The organism is Streptomyces acidicola (assembly GCF_009377235.1).
GTDB lineage: Bacteria > Actinomycetota > Actinomycetes > Streptomycetales > Streptomycetaceae > Streptomyces > Streptomyces acidicola.
Genome location: NZ_VMNX01000169.1, coordinates 1 through 20,835 on the forward strand (window position 1 = coordinate 1; position 20,835 = coordinate 20,835).

Annotated in this window: 16 protein-coding genes and 1 rRNA gene; 8 read left to right on the forward strand and 9 right to left on the reverse strand. The window is 70.1% G+C overall.

Annotated features, from left to right (window positions below; all coding sequences use genetic code 11):
• Positions 1-349, forward strand: a 349-nt coding sequence (locus FPZ41_RS32600; RefSeq protein WP_228023134.1) for an Rv3235 family protein, incomplete at its 5' end; no start/stop codon positions are given.
• 180 nt (positions 350-529) lie between these two features.
• On the opposite strand, the gene secA is transcribed toward FPZ41_RS32600, so the two are convergent.
• Complete coding sequence (gene secA / locus FPZ41_RS32605; protein WP_322621014.1) at positions 530-3,346, reverse strand: preprotein translocase subunit SecA; 2,817 nt, start codon at positions 3,344-3,346, stop codon at positions 530-532.
• Positions 3,347-3,749: 403 nt separating this feature from the next.
• On the opposite strand from secA, the gene FPZ41_RS32610 reads away from it, so the two are divergent.
• Together FPZ41_RS32610 and FPZ41_RS32615 are read left to right on the forward strand one after the other, a co-directional pair.
• Entirely contained in the window at positions 3,750-4,319 is a 570-nt protein-coding gene (locus tag FPZ41_RS32610; protein ID WP_152867210.1) for a GNAT family N-acetyltransferase, read from the forward strand.
• Positions 4,320-4,578: 259 nt separating this feature from the next.
• On the forward strand, positions 4,579-5,781 hold the full coding sequence (locus tag FPZ41_RS32615; RefSeq protein WP_152867211.1) for a winged helix-turn-helix domain-containing protein: 1,203 nt from the start codon (positions 4,579-4,581) through the stop codon (positions 5,779-5,781).
• A gap of 20 nt (positions 5,782-5,801) precedes the next feature.
• Here FPZ41_RS32615 and FPZ41_RS32620 read toward each other — a convergent pair whose 3' ends face one another.
• The 7 genes from FPZ41_RS32620 to mtnA all read right to left on the reverse strand — a co-directional run bounded on the left by FPZ41_RS32620 (position 5,802) and on the right by mtnA (position 14,598).
• A complete protein-coding gene (locus FPZ41_RS32620) occupies positions 5,802-6,548 on the reverse strand; it encodes a response regulator (protein ID WP_131569529.1) in 747 nt (248 codons plus the stop codon).
• 208 nt (positions 6,549-6,756) lie between these two features.
• Positions 6,757-7,452, reverse strand: coding sequence for a ribosome hibernation-promoting factor, HPF/YfiA family (hpf, locus tag FPZ41_RS32625; RefSeq protein ID WP_407698851.1), 696 nt, complete (start codon positions 7,450-7,452; stop codon positions 6,757-6,759).
• Positions 7,453-7,780: 328 nt separating this feature from the next.
• Complete coding sequence (locus tag FPZ41_RS32630; RefSeq protein ID WP_152867213.1) at positions 7,781-8,635, reverse strand: ComF family protein; 855 nt, start codon at positions 8,633-8,635, stop codon at positions 7,781-7,783.
• Positions 8,636-8,870: 235 nt separating this feature from the next.
• The gene (locus FPZ41_RS32635) at positions 8,871-10,649 is read right to left on the reverse strand and encodes an LpqB family beta-propeller domain-containing protein (protein WP_152867221.1); all 1,779 of its coding nucleotides are present in this window, start codon (positions 10,647-10,649) and stop codon (positions 8,871-8,873) included.
• A 28-nt stretch (positions 10,650-10,677) separates the two neighbouring features.
• Positions 10,678-12,753, reverse strand: coding sequence for an MtrAB system histidine kinase MtrB (gene mtrB, locus FPZ41_RS32640; protein ID WP_152867214.1), 2,076 nt, complete (start codon positions 12,751-12,753; stop codon positions 10,678-10,680).
• A gap of 1 nt (position 12,754) precedes the next feature.
• A complete protein-coding gene (gene mtrA / locus FPZ41_RS32645; RefSeq protein ID WP_187281934.1) occupies positions 12,755-13,444 on the reverse strand; it encodes a two-component system response regulator MtrA in 690 nt (229 codons plus the stop codon).
• Between the two features lie 8 nt (positions 13,445-13,452).
• On the reverse strand, positions 13,453-14,598 hold the full coding sequence (mtnA, locus tag FPZ41_RS32650) for an S-methyl-5-thioribose-1-phosphate isomerase (RefSeq protein ID WP_152867215.1): 1,146 nt from the start codon (positions 14,596-14,598) through the stop codon (positions 13,453-13,455).
• Positions 14,599-14,738: 140 nt separating this feature from the next.
• On the opposite strand from mtnA, the gene FPZ41_RS32655 reads away from it, so the two are divergent.
• From FPZ41_RS32655 to FPZ41_RS32675, 5 genes are all read left to right on the forward strand, one after another.
• On the forward strand, positions 14,739-16,109 hold the full coding sequence (locus tag FPZ41_RS32655; protein WP_152867216.1) for a DUF7847 domain-containing protein: 1,371 nt from the start codon (positions 14,739-14,741) through the stop codon (positions 16,107-16,109).
• A 106-nt stretch (positions 16,110-16,215) separates the two neighbouring features.
• A complete protein-coding gene (locus tag FPZ41_RS32660) occupies positions 16,216-16,914 on the forward strand; it encodes a DUF4129 domain-containing protein (protein ID WP_152867222.1) in 699 nt (232 codons plus the stop codon).
• Positions 16,911-18,110, forward strand: coding sequence for a DUF4350 domain-containing protein (locus FPZ41_RS32665; protein WP_152867217.1), 1,200 nt, complete (start codon positions 16,911-16,913; stop codon positions 18,108-18,110). Before FPZ41_RS32660 ends, FPZ41_RS32665 begins: the two co-directional genes overlap by 4 nt.
• Positions 18,110-19,099, forward strand: a complete 990-nt coding sequence (locus FPZ41_RS32670) for an AAA family ATPase (protein ID WP_152867218.1) — start codon at positions 18,110-18,112, stop codon at positions 19,097-19,099. The genes FPZ41_RS32665 and FPZ41_RS32670 overlap by 1 nt, the downstream gene beginning before the upstream one ends.
• Positions 19,099-20,409 (forward strand): DUF58 domain-containing protein, encoded by a 1,311-nt coding sequence (locus FPZ41_RS32675; RefSeq protein WP_152867219.1) that lies wholly within the window; start codon positions 19,099-19,101, stop codon positions 20,407-20,409. Before FPZ41_RS32670 ends, FPZ41_RS32675 begins: the two co-directional genes overlap by 1 nt.
• Positions 20,410-20,525: 116 nt before the next feature.
• Here FPZ41_RS32675 and rrf read toward each other — a convergent pair.
• Positions 20,526-20,642, reverse strand: a 5S ribosomal RNA gene (gene rrf / locus FPZ41_RS32680).
• Positions 20,643-20,835: the final 193 nt, after the last annotated feature.

Genomic DNA, 20,835 nt, shown 5'->3' on the forward strand with positions numbered 1-20,835 from the left:
CCCCCAGCCCCGCCCCACCGACCGCTTCGCCGATCTCCTGCTGGCAGTACTGAGCGGTCAGCGTCCGGTGCACAGCATGCTGCGCCACACCGTCGGACGCGCGTACGACGAACTGGCCTGGCTCGCCGAACGCGGCCCCCTGCGCGCGACCCGCGGCACCCGCCCGGTCGTCCGCGACATCGGCTACTTCGAGCCCCGCCCCGGCGCCATCGAGGCCTTCGCCCGCATCGGCGCCGGCGACCAGCTCCGCGCCATGGCCTTCCGCCTGGAGTACGGCCATGACAACCGCTGGCGCTGCACAGCCGTGGAACTCGGCGGCCCGAGGATGCCCTGCACGGACGAGGACTGACCTCCTCATACGGCATACGGCCCGGCCCCACCCCGACACCGGGACGCGCCCATCCCTTGGAGCGCCGACCAGAAAGGGCACGCGCGCGAAGGGCCGGGCACCCGAAAGTGCCCGGCCCCTCAAACCGCTGTCCTCACCCGAGGCGAGGCGCCGCCGCCTCACCGGAGGCAAACGGCTGCGTCACTTCTTGCGGCGCCGTCCGCCCTTGGCCTGCTTGCGGCGCTCCGCGCGCGTGAGGCCGTCGGCCTCGGAGCGGACGGGCTCGTCGTCGTTGGTGAAGTCGCCCTCGACGACACCGCCCTCGCCATCCACGGTGGGGGCGGAGAAGTGCAGGCGGTCCGGGCGCTGCGGGGCCTCCAGGCCCTTGGCGCGGATCTCCGGACGGGCACCTGCCTGGGCCGGTACCGCGTCCTCCTTCTTCTCCAGCGACGGCTTCTCGTCCTCGACCGGGACTTCCTCAACCTGCTGCTCGACCTGGACCTCCAGGTTGAACAGGTAGCCGACGGACTCCTCCTTGATGCCCTCCATCATGGCCTGGAACATGTCGAAGCCCTCGCGCTGGTACTCGACCAGCGGGTCCTTCTGGGCCATCGCGCGCAGGCCGATGCCCTCCTGGAGGTAGTCCATCTCGTAGAGGTGCTCTCGCCACTTGCGGTCGAGGACCGAGAGGACCACCCGGCGCTCCAGCTCGCGCATGATCTCGGAGCCGAGCTGCTCCTCGCGCGCCGCGTACTGCTCGTGGATGTCGTCCTTGATCGACTCGGCGATGAACTCGGCGGTCAGCCCGGCCCGGTCGCCGGCGGCCTCCTCCAGCTCGTCGACGGTCACCTTCACCGGGTAGAGCTGCTTGAACGCGCCCCACAGCCGGTCGAGGTCCCACTCCTCGGCGAAGCCCTCGGCCGTCTCGGCCTGGATGTAGGCGTCGATCGTGCCGTCCATGAAGTGCGTGACCTGCTCGTCCAGATCCTCGCCCTCAAGGACACGGCGCCGCTCGCCGTAGATGACCTCACGCTGGCGGTTGAGGACCTCGTCGTACTTCAGGACGTTCTTACGGGTCTCGAAGTTCTGCTGCTCGACCTGCGACTGGGCGGAGGCGATCGCGCGCGTGACCATCTTGTTCTCGATCGGCACGTCGTCCGGGACGTTCGCCATGGACATCACGCGCTCGACCATCTGGGCCTTGAACAGGCGCATCAGGTCGTCGCCGAGCGAGAGGTAGAAGCGGGACTCGCCCGGGTCGCCCTGACGGCCGGAACGACCGCGCAGCTGGTTGTCGATACGGCGCGACTCGTGCCGCTCGGTACCCAGCACGTAGAGCCCGCCGAGCTCCTTGACCTCTTCGAACTCGGCCTTCACGGCCCGCTCGGCCTTCTCCAGGGCGGCGGGCAGGGCGTGGGCCCACTCCTCGATGTGCTCCTCGGGGTCGAGGCCGCGCTGGCGCAGCTCCGCCTCGGCGAGGTCGTCGGGGTTGCCGCCGAGCTTGATGTCCGTACCACGGCCGGCCATGTTCGTGGCCACCGTCACAGCGCCCTTGCGGCCGGCCTGGGCGACGATCGTCGCCTCCCGGTCGTGCTGCTTGGCGTTCAGCACCTCGTGCTGGACGCCGCGCTTGGAGAGCTGCTGCGAGAGGTATTCGGACTTCTCGACCGACGTCGTACCGACGAGGATCGGCTGGCCCTTCTCGTGCTTCTCGGCGATGTCGTCGACCACCGCGTCGAACTTGGCGACCTCGGTGCGGTAGATCAGGTCCGACTGGTCCTTGCGGACCATCGGCTTGTTGGTCGGGATCGGGACCACGCCGAGCTTGTAGATCTGGTGGAACTCGGCGGCCTCGGTCATCGCCGTACCGGTCATGCCGGAGAGCTTGCCGTAGAGGCGGAAGAAGTTCTGCAGGGTGATCGTGGCGAGCGTCTGGTTCTCGTCCTTGATGTCCACCCCTTCCTTCGCCTCGATCGCTTGGTGCATGCCCTCGTTGTAACGGCGGCCTGCGAGGATACGGCCCGTGTGCTCGTCGACGATCATGACCTCGCCGTCGATGACGACGTAGTCCTTGTCCTTCTTGAAGAGCTCCTTGGCCTTGATGGCGTTGTTCAGGTAGCCCACCAGCGGCGTGTTCACCGACTCGTACAGGTTGTCGATGCCCAGCCAGTCCTCGACCTTGCTGACGCCGGACTCGTGGATGGCTACCGTGCGCTTCTTCTCGTCGACGTCGTAGTCGCCGGTCTCGTCGACGCCCTTGAGGGGGTTGCCCGCCTCACCGCGCTTGAGGCGCGTGACCAGCTTGGCGAAGTCGCCGTACCACTTGGTGGCCTGGTCGGCCGGGCCGGAGATGATCAGCGGCGTACGGGCCTCGTCGACGAGGATGGAGTCGACCTCGTCGACGATCGCGAAGTTGTGGCCGCGCTGGACGAGCTCGTCCTTGGACCAGGCCATGTTGTCGCGGAGGTAGTCGAAGCCGAACTCGTTGTTCGTGCCGTACGTGATGTCGCAGTTGTACTGCTCGCGGCGCTGGGCCGGCGTCATGTTGGCGAGGATGCAGCCGACGCTCAGTCCCAGGAACTTGTGGACGCGGCCCATCATCTCGGAGTCGCGCTCGGCCAGGTAGTCGTTGACCGTGATGAGGTGGACGCCGTCTCCGGACAGGGCGTTCAGATACGCGGGCAGCGTGCCCACCAGGGTCTTGCCCTCACCGGTCTTCATCTCGGCCACATATCCGAGGTGCAGGGCGGCTCCGCCCATCAGCTGCACGTCGTAGTGCCGCTGGCCGAGGGCGCGCTTGGCCGCCTCACGGACGGTCGCGAAGGCCTCGGGGAGCAGGTCGTCGAGGCTCTCGCCGTCGACATAGCGCTGCTTGTACTCATCGGTGAGGGCCCGGAGCTCGGCGTCGGAGAGGTCCGCGAAGTCCTCTTCGATGGAGTTGACCTGGTCCGCGATGCGGTGCAGCTTGCGCAGGATCTTGCCTTCGCCTGCACGCATGATCTTCGAGAGGACGGACACGGGGTTTTGTCTCCTTGCCGATCGGGCCTGGGACGGTCGGATTCCACTGGACAGGTTCAATGACAGCTTTGACAGCTTCGATACCAGACAAAGCAACGGCCATCGTAAGCGAGGACCCCACCATGCCGGGAGGTCTGGCCATGACAGCCACTAGGACAACGGCCGTACGAGACGGATGGTGCCGCATTCCGTCCACGAAATAAGCGAATTGTGATCAGCCCCTCACGCACCGCAAACAACGCGCGCAACAGACCCGGCACCCACCCGATCGGGCACTGCCCGACACGGACCGACACGGACCGACACGGACCGACACGGACCGACACGGCCGACACAGCCGACATCGACCGACCCGGCATCTAAAGGATGGCGCCTCTCCGCTCTGTCGAGCCAGAATCGCCCGATGGACCCCGTCACCCTGACCACCGACCGGCTGCTCCTGCGCACGGTGGGCCCGCACGACACCGACGCGGTGTACGCGGCCGCGCAGGACCCCGAGATCCAGCGCTGGACCATGATCCCGTCGCCGTATCTGCGCGAGCACGCGGAGGGGTTCGTCGGCCAGATGGCGCCCGACGGCTGGGCGGACTCCTCGATGTACACGTTCGGCGTCTTCCTCCCGTCCGGGGAGCTGGTGGGCATGCTCGGCATCTCCGTGCGCTCACTGGGCACGGGTGAAATCGGTTTCTGGGCGACCAAGGAGCACCGCGGCAACGGCTACATCACCGAGGCCACCCTCGCCGCCTCCCGCTGGGCCTTCACCTCGATGGCGATCGACCGCGTGGAGTGGCGCGCCGAGGTCGGCAACGCGGCATCCCGCGCGGTGGCCGAGAAGGCGGGATTCACCATCGAGGGCACCCTGCGCTCCGCGATCGACAACAAGGGCGTGCGCCGCGACTGCTGGGTGGGCTCCCTGCTCCCCTCGGACCTGGGCCTGCCGTCGACGGCACCGTACCTTCCGGGACGGTCGTAGCGTCTCCGGTCGGCTTGGGTCTTCCGGGGCGCCCTGGGGCGGACGGCGGCCGGTGCGGGCGGTGCGGCCGGTCCGGGAACCCGGCGCGGCTGATCCGGGAACCCGGTCCTGCCGGTCCGGAAACCCGCTGCGGCTGGTCCCGACAAGCGAGCTCCCTCAGCCCGAAACCCGAGCTGCCTCGGCCCGAAACCCAAGCCGCCTCAGCCCGAAACCCGAGCTCAGGCCCCTCTGTCAGTGGCAACCTCTATCGTGCGGAAACATGACGACCCTGCCGCGCCCCACCGCCGAACTCTCCGCCGACGAGGCCCGCCGCATCGCGCTGCGGGCCCAGGGGTTCCTGGGTGCTCCCGACCGCAGGGGTGGCGTACGAGGCGTGCTGCGGCATCTGGGCGCGGTCCAGCTCGACACCATCTCGGTCCTGGCCCGCTCGCACGAACTCATCCCGTACGCCCGCCTCGGCGCCGTGGGCCGCAAGACGGTGGACAAGGCGTACTGGTCGACCACGCCCGACGGCGCACCCGTGCCCCGACCGCACGCCTTCGAGTACTGGTCGCACGCCGCCTGCATCCTCCCCGTCGAGGAGTGGCCCCACTTCGCCTTCCGCCGCCGCGCCTACCGCTCCCGCCCGCACTGGAACCACTCACTGCCGGACGGCGCATACGAGCGCGTGATCAAGCAGCTCCGCGCCGAAGGCCCCCTGACCGCCACGGAGTTGGGCGGGGCGAAGCGGACCAGCGAGTGGTGGGACTGGTCCGGCGAGAAGATCGCCGTCGAACGGGCCCTGATGTACGGCGAGGTGGTCTGCGTCGAGCGCCGCGGCTGGAAGCGGGTGTACGACCTCGCCGAGCGCGCGATCCCGGACGAGCTGCTGCACGACGAGCTGGACGACACCGAGTGCCTCCGCCGCCTGGTCCGGCTGGCCGGCCAGTCCCTGGGTGTGGGCACGCGCGCTGACATCGCCGACTACCACCGCCTTAAGGCCGAGCAGGTCGACGCGGTGATCGCGGACTCGGGCCTGGTTCCGGTGACGGTCGCGGGCTGGGGCAAACCCGCCTGGGCCGACCCGGCGGCTCTGGAGACGGCGCCGCGCGGCCGCCACCGTACGACGCTCCTGTCCCCCTTCGACTCGCTGATCTGGGAGCGGGCCCGGACGGAACGCATCTTCGGCTTCACCCACCGCCTGGAGGCGTACGTCCCCAAACAGAAGCGCCTGTACGGCTACTTCGCGATGCCGGTCCTCGCCGGAGGCCAGTTGGTCGGACGGGTCGACCCCGCCCGCGACGGCCGCACCCTGATCGCCAGGCAGATAACTCTCGGCAGCCCCAAAGCAGTCCCCGCGGTGGCCCAGGCCCTGCGCGAGGCGGCGAGCTGGGTGGACTGCACCGACGTACGCGTGGAGCGGGTGGACGCCCCGGAGTTCAGCGAGCCCCTTACAAAGGAGCTGACCCGCGCCCTCGCCTGATTCTCACCGAGTCCGTGCCCCTAACGGATCTCGAGGATCTTCTCCCGCATCGCATACACCACGGCCTCCATCCTGGAGTGCAGCTGCAGTTTCTCCAGGATGTTGCGCACGTGATTCTTCACCGTGTTCTCGGAGATGAACAACTCCTTGGCGATATCACGGTTGTTCATTCCCGTGGCCACGAGTTTGAGCACTTCGAGCTCCCGGTCCGTCAACCGCGGCGCCGGCACGAGCCGGCGCTCATCGGTCCGCTGGATCATGGACTTGAACTCGGTGAGCAGCTTGGACGCCATGGAGGGGCTGATCTGTGACTGCCCGTCAGCGACGGCGCGAATGGCCGTGGCCACCTCGTCCGTGGAGATCTCCTTGAGGAGATAGCCCGTCGCACCCGCCTTGATCGCGTCGTAGAGGTCGGCTTCCTCGTCGCTGATCGTCAGCATGATGATCTTCGCGCTGGGGGCCACCTCCTTGATGGAGGTGCACGCCTCGATCCCGCCGCGCTTGGGCATCCGTACATCCATCAGCACGATGTCGGGCAGCAGGTCGGCCGCCTTGTCGACGGCCTCCGCCCCGTCGCCCGCCTCGCCGACGACCTGGATGTCCTCCTCGGCCGCGAGCACGATCTCCAGGCCGCGGCGGAAGAGCGCGTGGTCGTCCACGACGAGGACCCGGATGGGCTCCTTGCGTGGAGAGCCCCCCTCCGGGCCCATGCCGACGACGCCGCCGTCGGCATCCTCGTCACGCATCGGTCCGAAGCTGTCCGCCATCGTTCCTCCCCCTAGAAGGCCGTGGCCTGTGTTCCTGTGCCATCGCCAACCAAAGGCAACAGCCCACCGGTTGGGGCCGGTTCAGCCATGATTTCATGCCGGGACCGCACAGCGGTGACAGAGCGGTCCATCGGGTGGTCGCACACGGGTGCCCCTGGGGGCGCACACACGCTCCAGGGGCACCGGATCGGTTGTCACCCGGCGGAGGTCAGCCGCCGAGCCCACCACCTGCGCCGGCCGACCGCCCCTGGGTCACCATCGGGTCGGTGCTGAGGTGGATGACGCCGTAGTCGTAGGCGTGCCGCCGGTAGACGACACTGGGTTCCTTGGTCTCGGAGTCGACGAACAGATAGAAGTCGTGCCCGACCAGCTCCATCTCGTAGAGCGCCTGGTCGAGCGTCATCGGGGACGCGACGTGGGTCTTCTCACGGACGACGAGGGGACCTTCACCCTTGACCTCCAGCGAGCCGATCTTCTTGGTGGGAACGCCGTCCGACTGCTCTTCCTCGTGGACGGTCTTGCCGTTCCCGTTCAGTGTCGCCACGCCCGGGACGTGGTCGGGGACCTCGGCTGCCGTGAGCCGTCGGGCTCCACGGCGCGTGAATCGCTTGTCGTGCTGCCTGCGCAGCCGGGCTTCCAACTTCTCCGCCGCCAGGTCGAGCGCCGCATACGGATCACTGGCCGCTGCTTCCGCCCGGATCACGGGACCGCGGGAGTGGAGCGTGATCTCCACTCGATCCGATCGGTCTGCCTGCCGGGGGTTGGGCTCCTTGGACACCTCGACGTCGAGGCTGATCACCTTGCCGTCGAGCTTCTGGATCTTCTCCAGCTTCAGCTTCTCGGCCACGTGCTTGCGGAACCGCTCGGGCACCTCGGTCTTGCGGCCCTTGACGACGATGTCCACGCAAAACTCCGTTCCCGGATCGCTCCGCTCCAGTGCGGAGCGTCTCCCTTGTGCATCACCAGGCTCCGGTACGTCCCGGAGCCTCGGACTTGGTGACTTCCACCTCCTCCTCCCCCGTGGACAAGATCTCCGCCCTGTCGTCGCGGATGATTACAGAAAAACCCGCTGAACGGCATTCGGATATGCAAGGAACGGCCACCGCCATTCCCTCACAACCGAACATATCTCGCCCGGCCTGATGTCGTCACCCTCTACTCCCACATACCTCCGTTCAGGTGATTGACCCTCTCGCTACCTGCAACGACGCAAGATCTCTCTCAGTTCCGGTTTATTGGAAAGATTCCGGTGAGGCAGCGACCACCGCTGCGCGCATGATGTTTCCGGCGCCGTGCGCAGCCGCCTTTCCCGGTACTGCTCGGGTACGGTCCACCACCTTCCTCTCGGCCGACCGCACCGACCTCACTCCGGTCGCCGCAGTCGCACCCGCGATCCGTTTCGCTCTTCCTTCCCATGCCACGCCGCCGTACACAGCCGTTTCGTCCAGAGCTGACCGCACGGCGCGCGCGGCCTCCGTCAGCGAGGCGCCCGTCGTCATCACGTCGTCGACCAGCACGACCCGGCCCTCCGCCAGCAACAGCCCTCCCCCGTCGGCCACCACCAGGGCGCCCGCGAGATTGTCCAGCCGCTGCCGCGAGTTGAGGCCCGACTGATCGGCCACGGCCCGGCGCTGCCGCAGCACACCGAGCACTCGAGCCGGCGTCCCCGTGCGCCGCAGTTCCCCGGCGGCGGCGAGCGCGATCCGCCGAGCGGGGTCGTGCCCACGTGCCCGCACCGCCGTCCGCGCCGACGGCACAGGCACGAGCAGCACGCGCTCCCGTGCCCCTCCCGCCTCGCGCAGCCCCGCCAGTACGGCCCCTGCCAAGGCCGCTCCGAGCGGTGCCGCGAGCGCCAGCGCGCCTCTTTCCTTGTGGGCGAGGAGCATCGCCCTTACCGCGTCCTCGTACGGAGCCGCCGCGTGTGCCACGGGCAGCCCCGGCGGCTCCGGCACCGGTCGCACCCGGCGCGGTGCGACCCCGCTCAGGGCGGCACAGCACTCCGGGCAGAGCACCGTGCGAGGCCTGCCACAGCCTCCGCACTCGGCCGGCAGCATCAGATCGGTGAGGTCCTGCCACCACCCCCGCATGCCCACCACTGTGCCAACGTCGGCGCGCCCCGGCCACCCCTGTGGATAACCGCCTGTGGACAACTTCCGGAAACGGCCTCGGGGGTCCCTCACACGAGGGACCCCCGCCACTGCACTACACCGCAGGGCACTACAACGCACGGCACAGCACAGCACAGCACGGCCATGGCACGGCATGGCACGGCACGGCACGGCACGGCACGGCACGGCACGGACCACCGTACGGACGCCCCCGCTACCCCGGATAAACCGGCGCCATCCCCTCGCTGACCACCGTCTGCCACTGCGCGCCGGACGACAGCCGTACGATTCCGTCCTCCGAATGGGCCACCAGCGGCAACCGCTCGTCCTCGGAGGCAGCGATCTCCTCCACTCCGGTGAGCGACGCGGGCTGAGGGCCGTCCAGCATGGAGCCGTCGACCTGCACGTACCGCATCTGCTGCACACCGCGGGACTCGCGCCCGACCACCACGAGCCGGCTGTCCCCGGCCCACGACATGGCCTTGACCTTCTCCAGCTGCGGTGTCGCGGAACGCAGATCGACGATCGACACGGACGGCTCACCACTCGAGTCGGAGTCCCGCTCGATGCGCCCTATGAACAGGGCCTGATTGTCATCCCTCTCCACGATCAGCGCGATCCGGACGCCGTCCGCTGCCACCCGCACCGCCTCGATGCGCCCGTCCAGCCCCGGTGTGCCGGCCTCCAGAGGCTCGCCCTCACCGCCCTGCAGCACCAGCAGCCGCGGATTTTTCGGATCGCGGTCGGCGACCCACAGATCGCCCCGCCCGTCCCAGCTGGGCGTCGTCAGCCGGTCCGTGTCGGTCCTGCCCTCGCTGTGCACCACAGGGTCGCCGAGCGCACCGTCCGACTCGAACGACCCGACATACATCTCGCTGCCGTCCTTCGACACCCCGGCAGCACGGTCCTCGTCGCGGCTCACGGCGGCCGACCGCAGCTCGGTGTCACCGGTGCCCAGAGCACCGGGAACGGCGTCGGGCTCCCGGTCGGCACCGCTGGCGAGCATGCGTACGAGCCGCCCCTCACCGTCGATGAAGTACTGGTAGTCGGCGCCTCCGCCCGCGCCGTGCGAGGCCCCGCCCTCGTCGAGCACACACAGCTGCGTACCGTCCGACCGCTGCAGCTCCACCTCGTCCACACCGGTGGGCATCAGGTCCTGGAGCGTGAAGAGCAACTGTGCCGCCATCTCGTTGCACTTGCCCCGCGCGACACGGTCGGCCTTGCCGTTCAGCGGCACGACCAGCTTGTTCTGGTCGTCGGGCGTGAGCGACCTGACACCCTTCTTGAGAGCAGTGCCCGGAGGGAAACTCGTCCGCGCCACCCCGTTCAGCCAGCGGGTCGGGCCCTTCAGCAGCGCCCGGACCATCTGCGTCACCGGGTCCACCTCCCGGCGCACGTAGACCGGATCGGCCACGGTCCCCAGCTGCCCGGCCCGCGCGAACGAGGTGTAGTAGTACTTGTTCACGGACACATAGGTGCGCTGGAAGTCCGACTTGCCCATCACCACACCCTGGGGCAGCCGGTCGATGCGCCACTGCTTGGTGTCCTTCTGCTGCGTGAGGTGCACGGTCTCGTTGTAGTCGTCGTCGGCGGGTTTGTACGCGTGCTGCGCATCCACCTGAGCGACCTCGTGGCCGGTCAGCCGGTAGAGGAAGTCCCCGTCGTCCTCCCTGGTCCCCGAGGGCTCGACCAGGGCGTTCGGCCCCTCGTCGAGGACCGTGGTGGTCGCGCTCGGCTGCCAGTCCGAGAGCGCCTTGCCCGCCAGGTACATGCGGGCCGTCTCATAGTCCGGATCATCGCTGGTGAGTGCCTCCAGGAAGCCCTGCACGATCTCCGAGGGCCGGGCGTCCTCACGCGGCGGCAGGGCGTAGACCCGTACCTGCGCGTCCTGTCGTGGGGTGGACTCGACACCGCGCAGATCCCCGTCGTCCGGCATCGAGGCACACCCGGCCAGCAGTACGGCACCACAGCCGACGTACGCCCCCACGCGCATCCGACGCCGTCGGCCGCGCCCCTCGCGCTCAGCGCCCACGGAATGCCTCCCCCTGCTCGTGCTGCTCCGCGCCGCCCTGTGACGGCCGCTCCCCGGTGTCCCCCGCTTCGTCGTCCACTTCTTCGTCCGAGTGCCCGCCCGCGGCCCCGGTGGGCCGGGGCACCACGCGCGCCCCGTCGCCGGGCAGTGCCGTCGGGTCCACCGTGGGCGTCGCCCCGGTCGGCCGCAGTTCTATGGGGGCCCTCGTCTGTACGTTCTCCCCTGCGGTCTGCACCGGGACGGTGGCGAGCTTGCTGCCGCCTCCGAGGTGCAGACCGGCGTTGTTCAGCTCCTGGTTGCGCCGCGAGTCCTTGGGCTCAAGGGGTATCGGGGATCCCCGCAACGGCTCGTCCGCGGTCCGCGGCAGCGTCAGCCGGAACTGCGAACCCCCGCCCGGCTCGCCCCACGCCTGCAGCCAGCCACCGTGCAGCCGCGCGTCCTCCAGGGCGATGGACAGCCCGAGCCCCGTACCGCCGGTGGTACGCGCGCGTGCCGGGTCCGCGCGCCAGAAGCGGCTGAACACCCGGGTCGCCTCGCCCGGCTTGAGCCCCACCCCGTAGTCGCGTACGGCGACCGCCACCGCGCCGCCCGCCGCGGCCAGCTTGACCACGACGTCCTTGCCCTCGCCGTGCTCCACGGCGTTGACGACGAGGTTGCGCAGCACCCGCTCCACGCGCCGGGCGTCGGCCTCGGCCACGATGGGCTGCTGGTCGCCGACGATCCGTATCTGCGTCCCCTTGCGCTCGGCGAGCGGCTCGGCCCCGCTCACGACCCGTCGCACGACCTCCCTGAGGTCGATCGGCTCGGCCTCCAGGGCCGCCGCGCCCGCGTCGAACCGGCTGATCTCCAGCAGGTCCGCGAGCAGCGACTCGAACCGGTCCAGCTGGTCGGCGAGCAGCTCCGCCGACCGCGCGGTCACCGGATCGAAGTCGACGCGCGCCTCATGGATGACGTCCGCGGCCATACGCACGGTGGTCAACGGAGTGCGCAGCTCGTGCGACACGTCGGAGACGAACCGCCGCTGCATCCGCGACAGGTCCTCCAGCTGCTGGATCTTCAGCTGAAGGTTCTGCGCCATCTTGTTGAAGGCCTCACCGAGCCGCGCGATGTCGTCCTCACCGGTGACCTTCATACGCTCCTGAAGGCGCCCCGCGGACAGCCGTTCAGCGATCCCGGCCGCCATCCGGACAGGGGTGACGACCTGGCGCACCACGAGCCAGGCGATGGCCCCGAGGAGCACGACGACGAACAGTCCCGCCGTCGCCAGCGTCCCCTTGACCAGGCTCAGCGACTTCTCCTCCTGGCTGAGCGGGAAGAGGTAGTACAGCTCGTACGGGTTGCCGTACGGGTCGTTGACCTGCTTGCCGATGACCAGCGCGGGCTGCGACTCCTTGCCGGTGCTGGCCTCGTAGACGATGCGCGTGTAGCTCTGCGCCGCGCCCGCTCCGTCATCCACACGGTCGCGCAGGACCTCGGGCACGCTGAGCGTCGGGTCCACACCGCCGGAGGCGCGCGGACCGAACCCGCGCTCGGCCCCTGCTCCGCTGCTGCTGAGCGTCACGACGTCGAACGCGCCCTGGCCGCCACTGGAGAGGGACTCCACGAGGCTGCTCATCCATTCGCTGACGTTCTTCACCGAGTCGCCACCCGGGTCCGGGCCCTCGTTCCCGGCCGCGGTCGCCGCGCTGTCGGCCTGCTGGGCGGCGGCCGTGAAACCGCCCGTGGCCTGGCTCTGTGAACCCTTGACCTTGGCGTCCAGCAGTCCGTTGCGCACCTGTCCGATGACGACGAAACCCAGCAGCAGGACCACGCCCAGCGACATCAGCAGGGTCGTCACGACGATCCTGAGCTGGATGTTGCGCCGCCACAGCCGCATCACGGGCAACAGCGGACGACGCACCCAGCGCATGAACAGACGCAGGACCGGACTGCCCTGCACCCCGCCCCGCAGCAGCCCGCCGTCCAGGAGGTGTCCCCAGCGGGACCCCGCCGTCTTCCGGCCGACAGGCCGCCCCGCGCGGGTCCCCGGCTGGCCGGGCGCCGAAGCGGCACTGTCCCCCGTCATGTCAGCTCGGTCCCGCCTTGTACCCGACACCGCGGACGGTCACCACGATCTCCGGCCGCTCCGGATCCTTCTCGACCTTGGACCGCAGCCGCTGCACATGGACATTGACCAGACGCGTGTCCGCCGCGTGACGGTAGCCCCAGACCTGCTCCAGCAGGACCTCACGCGTGAACACCTGCCACGGCTTGCGGGCCAGCGCGACCAGCAGGTCGAACTCCAGCGGCGTCAGCGCGATCGACTGCCCCTCCCGCTTCACGGAGTGACCGGCCACGTCGATGACGAGGTCGCCGATGGCGAGCTGCTCCGGCGCCGGCTCCTCCGACCTCCGCAGCCGCGCCCGGATACGGGCCACGAGCTCCTTCGGCTTGAACGGCTTCACGATGTAGTCATCAGCACCGGACTCCAGCCCGACCACCACGTCCACCGTGTCGCTCTTGGCCGTGAGCATCACGATCGGCACCCCGGACTCGGCCCTGATCAGGCGGCACACCTCTATGCCGTCCCGGCCGGGCAGCATCAGGTCGAGCAGCACCAGGTCGGGTTTTGCCTCCCTGAATGCCGCCAGCGCCTTGTCGCCGTCGGCTACGAAAGACGGCTCAAAACCTTCACCACGCAACACGATGCCGAGCATCTCGGCCAGTGCGGTGTCGTCGTCGACGACAAGGACTCGTCCCTTCATGAATGACATCATCCCATTAACTAAATCGTTACCTGGCGTGACCTGTCACACAGCTCGGCAAGAGCCTCGGCCGTCACGGGCGACACGACCCCCTCCTCGGTGACGATCGCCGTCACCAGCTCGGGCGGTGTCACGTCGAACGCCGGGTTGTACGCCTGTGTCCCCAGAGGTGCCACCGGAATCCCACCCCCCGCTTCCGCTCCCGCCACCGGCACCTGGGGCGCCGCGATCTCCGTCACCTCGTACCCGGCCCGCTGCTCGACCTCGATGGACGCGCCGTCCGCGGTGTCAAGATCCACGGTCGTCACCGGCGCCACCACGATGAACGGCACATGGTGATACCGGGCCAGCACCGCGAGCGGATACGTCCCCACCTTGTTCGCCACCGAGCCGTCGGCCGCGATCCGGTCGGCCCCGACCAGCACCGCGTCCACCTCCCCGGCCGCGAACAGCGAACCCGCCGCATTGTCCGTGAGCAAGGTGTACGCCATCCCGCTGCGCGCCGCCTCGTACGCCGTCAGACGGGCCCCCTGGAGCAACGGCCGCGTCTCGTCCACCCACAGCCTGCGCAGCCGCCCCTCCCGGTGCGCCGCCAGCGCCACCGCGAACGCCGTGCCCTCCCCTCCCGACACCAGCGAACCGCTGTTGCAGTGCGTGAGCACCCGGTGCCCGCCGCCCGGCAGCAACTCGTCGAGCAGCGCCAGCCCGTGCCCGGCCATGCGGACACTCGCCTCGGCGTCCTCCCGGTGCAGCGCCCGCGCCGCAACGAGCGCCGCCTCGGCACCCTGCTCCTGGTTCCCGCCCTGGGCGAGCGCGGCCCGGTACGCGTCCCGGGCCCGGCGCACGCCAACTGCGAGGTTCACCGCGGTGGGCCGAGCACCCGCGAGGGCGGCGGCTGCCTCCTCCACGTCGAACCCGCGCACGGCGGCGAGCGCGACGCCGTACGCCCCGGCGATCCCCAGCAGCGGCGCCCCGCGGACCGCGAGGGTGCGGATCGCCCCCACCAGCGCGGGCGCGTCCGTGCACACCAGCTCGACCTCCTCGGCCGGCAGCCGCGTCTGGTCGAGAAGGACCAGAACGGGCCCTTCGGGTGGCTCGTCCCAGCGGATCGCGGGGATCTCTGTCGGCCGGTTGTCGTCGCCGGATTGCGCCTGCTGATCAGCCATCCGCCCAGTCTGCCCTCTACCGGGCAGACAATTGAAGGTGCGCAGCCCATACCGCCCCTGGTCACTTGAGGGACGCACCGTGGCACGATGGGCCCGAACCTGCCACCGCAACCGCGGACGGGCACCGTGAAGGAGCGACGATGAAAGACACTCCGGGCTGGGCCTCGCCCGGATCCGCCCCCTCGGACGGCCAGGAACCGGCTGGCTCCGGCGCTGCGCAACCCCCGGAGCAGCCGGGCCAGGGTGGCGTGAACCCGTCGGAGCCGCCGTCGAAGTGGTCCAAGGAGCAGCCCCCGCCCGGCCAGTGGTCGGCTCCGAGCCCGCAGGCCCCCGGCCAGGCCCCGCCACCCCCTCCGCCCGGCCCGGGCTGGGGCGGCCAGCAGCCTGGCGGCCCCGGTGGTTACGGTCCGGGCGGCCCAGGTGGCTACGGCGGCCAGGGCGGTGGCCCCGGCGGCTGGGGCCCGCCCGGCTACGGCGGTCCCGGCGGCTGGGGCGGACCGTGGGGCGGACCCCCGCCCGCGGCCAAGCCCGGTGTGATCCCGCTGCGCCCGCTCGGCATCGGCGAGATCCTCGACGGCGCCGTCTCCACCATGCGCACGTGCTGGCGCACGGTCCTCGGCATCTCGCTGACCGTCGCCGTCGTCACGGAGATCGCGGTCATCCTGGTTCAGGGCTTCGTCCTCAACGACGCAGCCGGCACCGAGGCCCTCAGCGACCCCAGCGCCTCGCTCGACGAACTGACCCAGGCCATGGGCACCACCATGCTCAGCTCGGCCGTCGTCCTGCTCATCAGCCTGCTCGGCACCATCGTGGCCACAGCCCTGCTCACGTCCGTGACCAGCCGCGCCGTGATCGGCAAGCCGGTGACCACGGCGGAGGCCTGGCGCGAGGCCGGGCCCCGGCTGGCCAGGCTGTTCGGCCTGACTCTCCTGCTGCCCCTCATCGCCGCCGTCATCATCGCCGTCGGCACCGCGCCCGGCCTCCTCGTGATCGCCGCGGGCGGAGGCGGAGGGGGCGCCGCGCTGGCCGCCCTCGGCGGTCTCGGAGCCGGAGTCGTCGCCCTGTGGCTGATGATCCGCTTCTCGCTCGCCTCGCCCGCCCTGATGCTGGAGAAGCAAGGGGTCATGAAGTCGATGAGCCGCTCCGTGAAGCTGGTGCGCGGCTCCTGGTGGCGGGTCTTCGGCATCCAGCTGCTCGCCGCGATCATCGCCAACATCGTGGCCTCGATCATCGTGATCCCGTTCGCCTTCCTCGCCGCCGCGCTCAGCGGAGACGGCATCTCCGGCTTCCTCAACGGCAGCGACGGGCAGCTCGACTGGACGTTCCTCATCGTCAGCGGGATCGGCTCGGTGATCGGGGCCATGCTCACGTTCCCGATCACCGCGGGCGTCACCGTGCTGCTCTACATCGACCAGCGCATCCGCCGCGAGGCCCTCGACCTCGACCTGGCCCGCGCCGCCGGCATCCACGGCTACGGCTCCGAGACACCCGGCACGACCCCGGGGAGCTGACGGCGTGGCGGGGGGAGTTCTCACAGCGGTCCTGGCACTGCCACACGCCGGCCCGTCGGCCGTACGGTCACTGCTCGGCACCGGCGGCACCGGGCAGGCACTGCCGATGTCCGACAACGCACCACCGCTCACCACACCGCGCGACCCCGCGCGCGAAGCGGCCCGGCGCGAGTTGTCCAAGCAGATGTACCACGAGAACGAACCCAGCTGGTTCCAGCGCGCTCTGGACGCCTTCTGGGAGTGGCTCGACAAACTGTTCGGCGCCGCGTCCGCCGCCACCCCCGGCGGCGCACTCGGCCTCGTCGTCATCGTCCTGGTGGTCCTCGCGCTCCTCGGGGCACTGTGGTGGCGCCTGGGCACCCCCCACCGCACCCCCACATCGTCGGCCGCGCTCTTCGACGACCGCCCCCGCAGCGCCGCCGAACACCGCACGGCCGCGGAGGCACACGCCGCCCAGGGCCACTGGAACCAGGCCGTCCAGGAACGCATGCGCGCCATCGTCCGCTCACTGGAGGAACGCGCCCTGCTCGACGTACGCCCCGGCCGCACCGCCGACGAGGCCGCCTCCGAAGCAGGCCGCACACTCCCCGCCCACGCGGACCGACTGCGCGCCGCCGCCCGGGACTTCGACGACGTCACATACGGTGGCAGGTCGGCGGGCGACGGAACGTACCGCCGCCTCGCCGCCCTCGACGACGACCTGGAGCGCACCAAGCCCGTGCTGACCAACAGTGCCCACAGCACGGCCAGTACGGCCAGTACGGCGGACAGCACCGGCAGCTCACGCCGCGGAGCCGCCGAATGACCACCGAGGCCACGCTCCCGACCACCTCGGCCTCGCCCACCGCCCGCCAGGTATGGACCCGCGCGCGAGGTGTCGTACTCGCGCTGGTGATCCTCCTGGCCGCGGCCGTCGCGATCGCCTCGGTCCGCTCCACTTCCCAGCACGGCATGCTCGACCCGCGATCGGCCGACCCCTACGGCAGCCGCGCGATCGCCGCACTCCTCGACGACCGGGGCGTGTCCACACGCCTGGTCACCACCCTGGACGAGGCCCGCGCCGCGACGGGCCCCGACACCACCCTGCTGGTCGCCGTCCCCGACCTGCTGACGGACCGCCAGCAGGCCCAGCTCCACACGGCGACCCGCGACTCCGGCGGCCGTACGGTCCTGATCACTCCCGGCGCCCCCTCCATCGGCACCTTCGCCCCCGGTATGAGCGCAGACCCGGCACGCAGCCTCGACTCGACGCTCTCCCCCCGCTGCGACCTCCCCGCAGCCCGGCGAGCGGGCACCGCCGACACGGGAGGCATCCGCTACCACACCACCGCCCCGGACGCCGAGGCCTGCTATCCGAGCGACGGCTTGCCCACCCTCGTGCGCCTGCCGGCGCCCGAAGGGGGCGGCGACACCATCGTGCTCGGCTCGCGCGACATCCTCTTCAACAACAGCCTCGCCGACCAGGGCAATGCCTCGCTCGCCCTCCAACTCCTCGGCTCGCGCCCCCATGTGGTCTGGTACCTCCCCTCGCTGTCCGACAAAGCCCTCACCGAAACCGGCGAGCGCGACTTCCTCGACCTGCTCCCCTCGGGCTGGCTCTGGGGCACACTCCAGCTCTTCTTCGCCGCCGCCCTGGCCGCTCTCTGGAGGGCACGCCGACTCGGCCCCCTCGTACCAGAACGTCTCCCCGTCGCGATCCGCGCCTCCGAAACCGTCGAAGGCCGCGCCCGCCTCTACCGCAAAGCGAACGCCCGCGACCGCGCGGCCGCCGCTCTGCGCTCCACCACCCGCACTCGCCTCGCCCCCCTCGTAGGCATCCCCCTCGCCCAGGCGCACGCGCCCGAGGCCCTGCTCCCCGCCCTGTCCGCCCACCTCCACAACCACGGAGACGGACAGGCCCTGCACACCCTCCTCTTCGGCCCACCACCCGGCGACGACGAAAGCCTGATCGCGCTCGCCGACCAACTCGACGCCCTCGAAAGTGAGGTACGCCGTCCATGATGGACCCGACCACTGACAACGCCGGGTACGGCGGGGACCCGGGCGCCGCCCGCTCCTCCCTGGAAGCCCTGCGCGCCGAGATCGCCAAGGCCGTGGTCGGCCAGGATCCCGCGGTGACGGGCCTCGTCGTCGCCCTCCTCTGCCGCGGCCACGTCCTCCTCGAAGGAGTCCCGGGAGTCGCCAAGACACTCCTCGTGCGCGCCCTGGCATCCGCCCTCGAACTCGACACCAAGCGAGTCCAGTTCACCCCCGACCTGATGCCGAGCGACGTCACGGGCTCCCTCGTCTACGACACCCGCACCGCCCAGTTCTCCTTCCAGCCCGGCCCGGTCTTCACCAACCTGCTCCTCGCCGACGAGATCAACCGCACCCCGCCCAAGACCCAGTCGTCGCTCCTGGAAGCCATGGAGGAACGCCAGGTCACCGTCGACGGCACCCCGCGCCCGCTCCCGGAGCCGTTCCTGGTCGCCGCGACCCAGAACCCCGTCGAGTACGAGGGCACGTACCCCCTCCCCGAGGCCCAGCTGGACCGTTTCCTCCTCAAACTCACGATCCCGCTCCCCTCCCGCCAGGACGAGATCAACGTCCTCACCCGTCACGCGGAGGGCTTCAACCCGCGCGACCTGCGCGCCGCAGGCCTAAGCCCCGTAGCGAACGCAGCAGACCTGGAAGCCGCCCGCGCCTCGGTCGCCAAGACCACGGTCTCCCCCGAGATCACCGCCTACGTCGTGGACATCTGCCGCGCCACCCGCGAATCCCCGTCCCTCACCCTCGGCGTCTCACCACGCGGCGCCACAGCCCTCCTGGCGACCGCACGCGCCTGGGCCTGGCTGACGGGCCGCGACTACGTCATCCCCGACGACGTGAAGGCCCTCGCCCTCCCGACCCTCCGCCACCGTGTCCAGCTCCGCCCGGAGGCCGAGATGGAAGGCGTGACGGCCGACTCGGTGATCAACGCGATCCTCACCCACGTCCCCGTCCCCCGCTGATGGCACTCACCGGACGCGCCGCCCTCCTCGCGGCCCTCGGCTCCCTCCCTGTCGGCATCTGGGAACCCAGCTGGACGGGCATCCTCGCCGTGAATGCCCCCCTGGCCCTGGCCTGCGCCTGCGACTTCGCTCTCGCCGCGCCCGTACGCCGCCTCGGCCTGACCCGCTCCGGCGACACATCGGCGCGCCTGGGCGAAACGGCGGACGTCACCCTCACGGTCACCAACCCGTCCAACCGCCCCCTGCGCGCCCACCTCCGCGACGCCTGGCCCCCGAGCAGCTGGCAGCCCGGAACCGAGGTGGCCGCCTCCCGGCACCGCCTCACAGTCCCCCCGGGTGAACGCCGACGCACCACAACCCGTCTGCGCCCCACGCGCCGGGGCGACCACCAGTCGGACCGCGTCACCATCCGCTCGTACGGACCTCTCGGCCTGTTCGCCCGCCAGGGCAGCCACAAGGTCCCCTGGACGGTACGAGTCCTGCCCCCGTTCACCAGCCGCAAGCACCTGCCCTCCAAGCTGGCCCGCCTTCGCGAACTCGACGGCCGCACCAGCGTGCTGACGCGAGGCGAGGGCACGGAGTTCGACAGCCTCCGCGAATACGTCCCCGGGGACGACACCCGCTCCATCGACTGGCGCGCCACAGCCCGACAGACCACGGTCGCCGTACGCACCTGGCGTCCCGAACGCGACCGCCACATCCTCGTGGTCCTGGACACCGGCCGGACCTCCGCGGGGCGTGTGGGCGACGTCCCCCGCCTTGACGCTTCCATGGACGCTGCCCTGCTCCTGGCCACCCTCGCGTCCCGCGCCGGCGACCGCGTGGACCTCCTGGCATACGACCGTCGAGTACGCGCGCTCGTCCAGGGCCGCACAGCAGGCGACGTGCTTCCGTCCCTGGTCAACGCGATGGCCACCCTGGAACCCGAACTCATCGAAACGGACGCACGCGCCCTCACGGCCACCGCTCTCCGTGTGGCCCCACGTCGCGCCCTGATCGTGCTCCTGACGAGCCTGGACGCGGCCCCCGTCGAAGAGGGCCTGCTTCCCGTACTCCCTCAACTGACCCAACGCCACCCTGTTCTCGTGGCATCAGTCGCGGATCCGCACATCGCCGGCATGGCCAAGGCACGCGGAAACCCGGATGCCGTGTACGAGGCCGCCGCCGCAGCCCAAGCCCAGGCAGAACGCCACCGAACAGCCGAGCAACTCCGCCGTCACGGAGTCACGGTCGTCGACACAACTCCGGACGACCTGGCACCAGCGCTGGCCGATGCCTACCTGGCCTTGAAAGCAGCAGGACGCCTGTAAGGAGGTTTCTTCCCAGGGAGCGGGGCGCCCCTGGGAAACGATGGGAAACGGGAAACGGGAAACAATGGAAAATGAAAAAGGCCCACACCTTACGGTGTGGGCCTTTCCCAATATTTGTTCGGCGGTGTCCTACTCTCCCACAGGGTCCCCCCTGCAGTACCATCGGCGCTGTAAGGCTTAGCTTCCGGGTTCGGAATGTAACCGGGCGTTTCCCTCACGCTATGACCACCGAAACACTATGAAACACTCAACCGCACCACGCTTGTGGCAAACGTGGGGTTGTTCGTGGTTTCAGAACCAACACAGTGGACGCGAGCAACTGAGGACAAGCCCTCGGCCTATTAGTACCAGTCACCTCCACCCGTTACCGGGCTTCCAGACCTGGCCTATCAACCCAGTCGTCTACTGGGAGCCTTACCCTCTCAT

Coding starts and splice junctions, on each gene's coding strand:
- FPZ41_RS32610 (WP_152867210.1), top strand. CDS start 3,750: ATGGACCCCGTCACCCTGACCACCGACCGGCTGCTCCTGCGCACGGTG.
- FPZ41_RS32615 (WP_152867211.1), top strand. CDS start 4,579: ATGACGACCCTGCCGCGCCCCACCGCCGAACTCTCCGCCGACGAGGCC.
- FPZ41_RS32620 (WP_131569529.1), bottom strand. CDS start 6,548: ATGGCGGACAGCTTCGGACCGATGCGTGACGAGGATGCCGACGGCGGC.
- FPZ41_RS32630 (WP_152867213.1), bottom strand. CDS start 8,635: ATGCGGGGGTGGTGGCAGGACCTCACCGATCTGATGCTGCCGGCCGAG.
- FPZ41_RS32635 (WP_152867221.1), bottom strand. CDS start 10,649: ATGCGCGTGGGGGCGTACGTCGGCTGTGGTGCCGTACTGCTGGCCGGG.
- mtrB (WP_152867214.1), bottom strand. CDS start 12,753: ATGACGGGGGACAGTGCCGCTTCGGCGCCCGGCCAGCCGGGGACCCGC.
- mtrA (WP_187281934.1), bottom strand. CDS start 13,444: ATGATGTCATTCATGAAGGGACGAGTCCTTGTCGTCGACGACGACACC.
- mtnA (WP_152867215.1), bottom strand. CDS start 14,598: ATGGCTGATCAGCAGGCGCAATCCGGCGACGACAACCGGCCGACAGAG.
- FPZ41_RS32655 (WP_152867216.1), top strand. CDS start 14,739: ATGAAAGACACTCCGGGCTGGGCCTCGCCCGGATCCGCCCCCTCGGAC.
- FPZ41_RS32660 (WP_152867222.1), top strand. CDS start 16,216: ATGTCCGACAACGCACCACCGCTCACCACACCGCGCGACCCCGCGCGC.
- FPZ41_RS32665 (WP_152867217.1), top strand. CDS start 16,911: ATGACCACCGAGGCCACGCTCCCGACCACCTCGGCCTCGCCCACCGCC.
- FPZ41_RS32670 (WP_152867218.1), top strand. CDS start 18,110: ATGGACCCGACCACTGACAACGCCGGGTACGGCGGGGACCCGGGCGCC.
- FPZ41_RS32675 (WP_152867219.1), top strand. CDS start 19,099: ATGGCACTCACCGGACGCGCCGCCCTCCTCGCGGCCCTCGGCTCCCTC.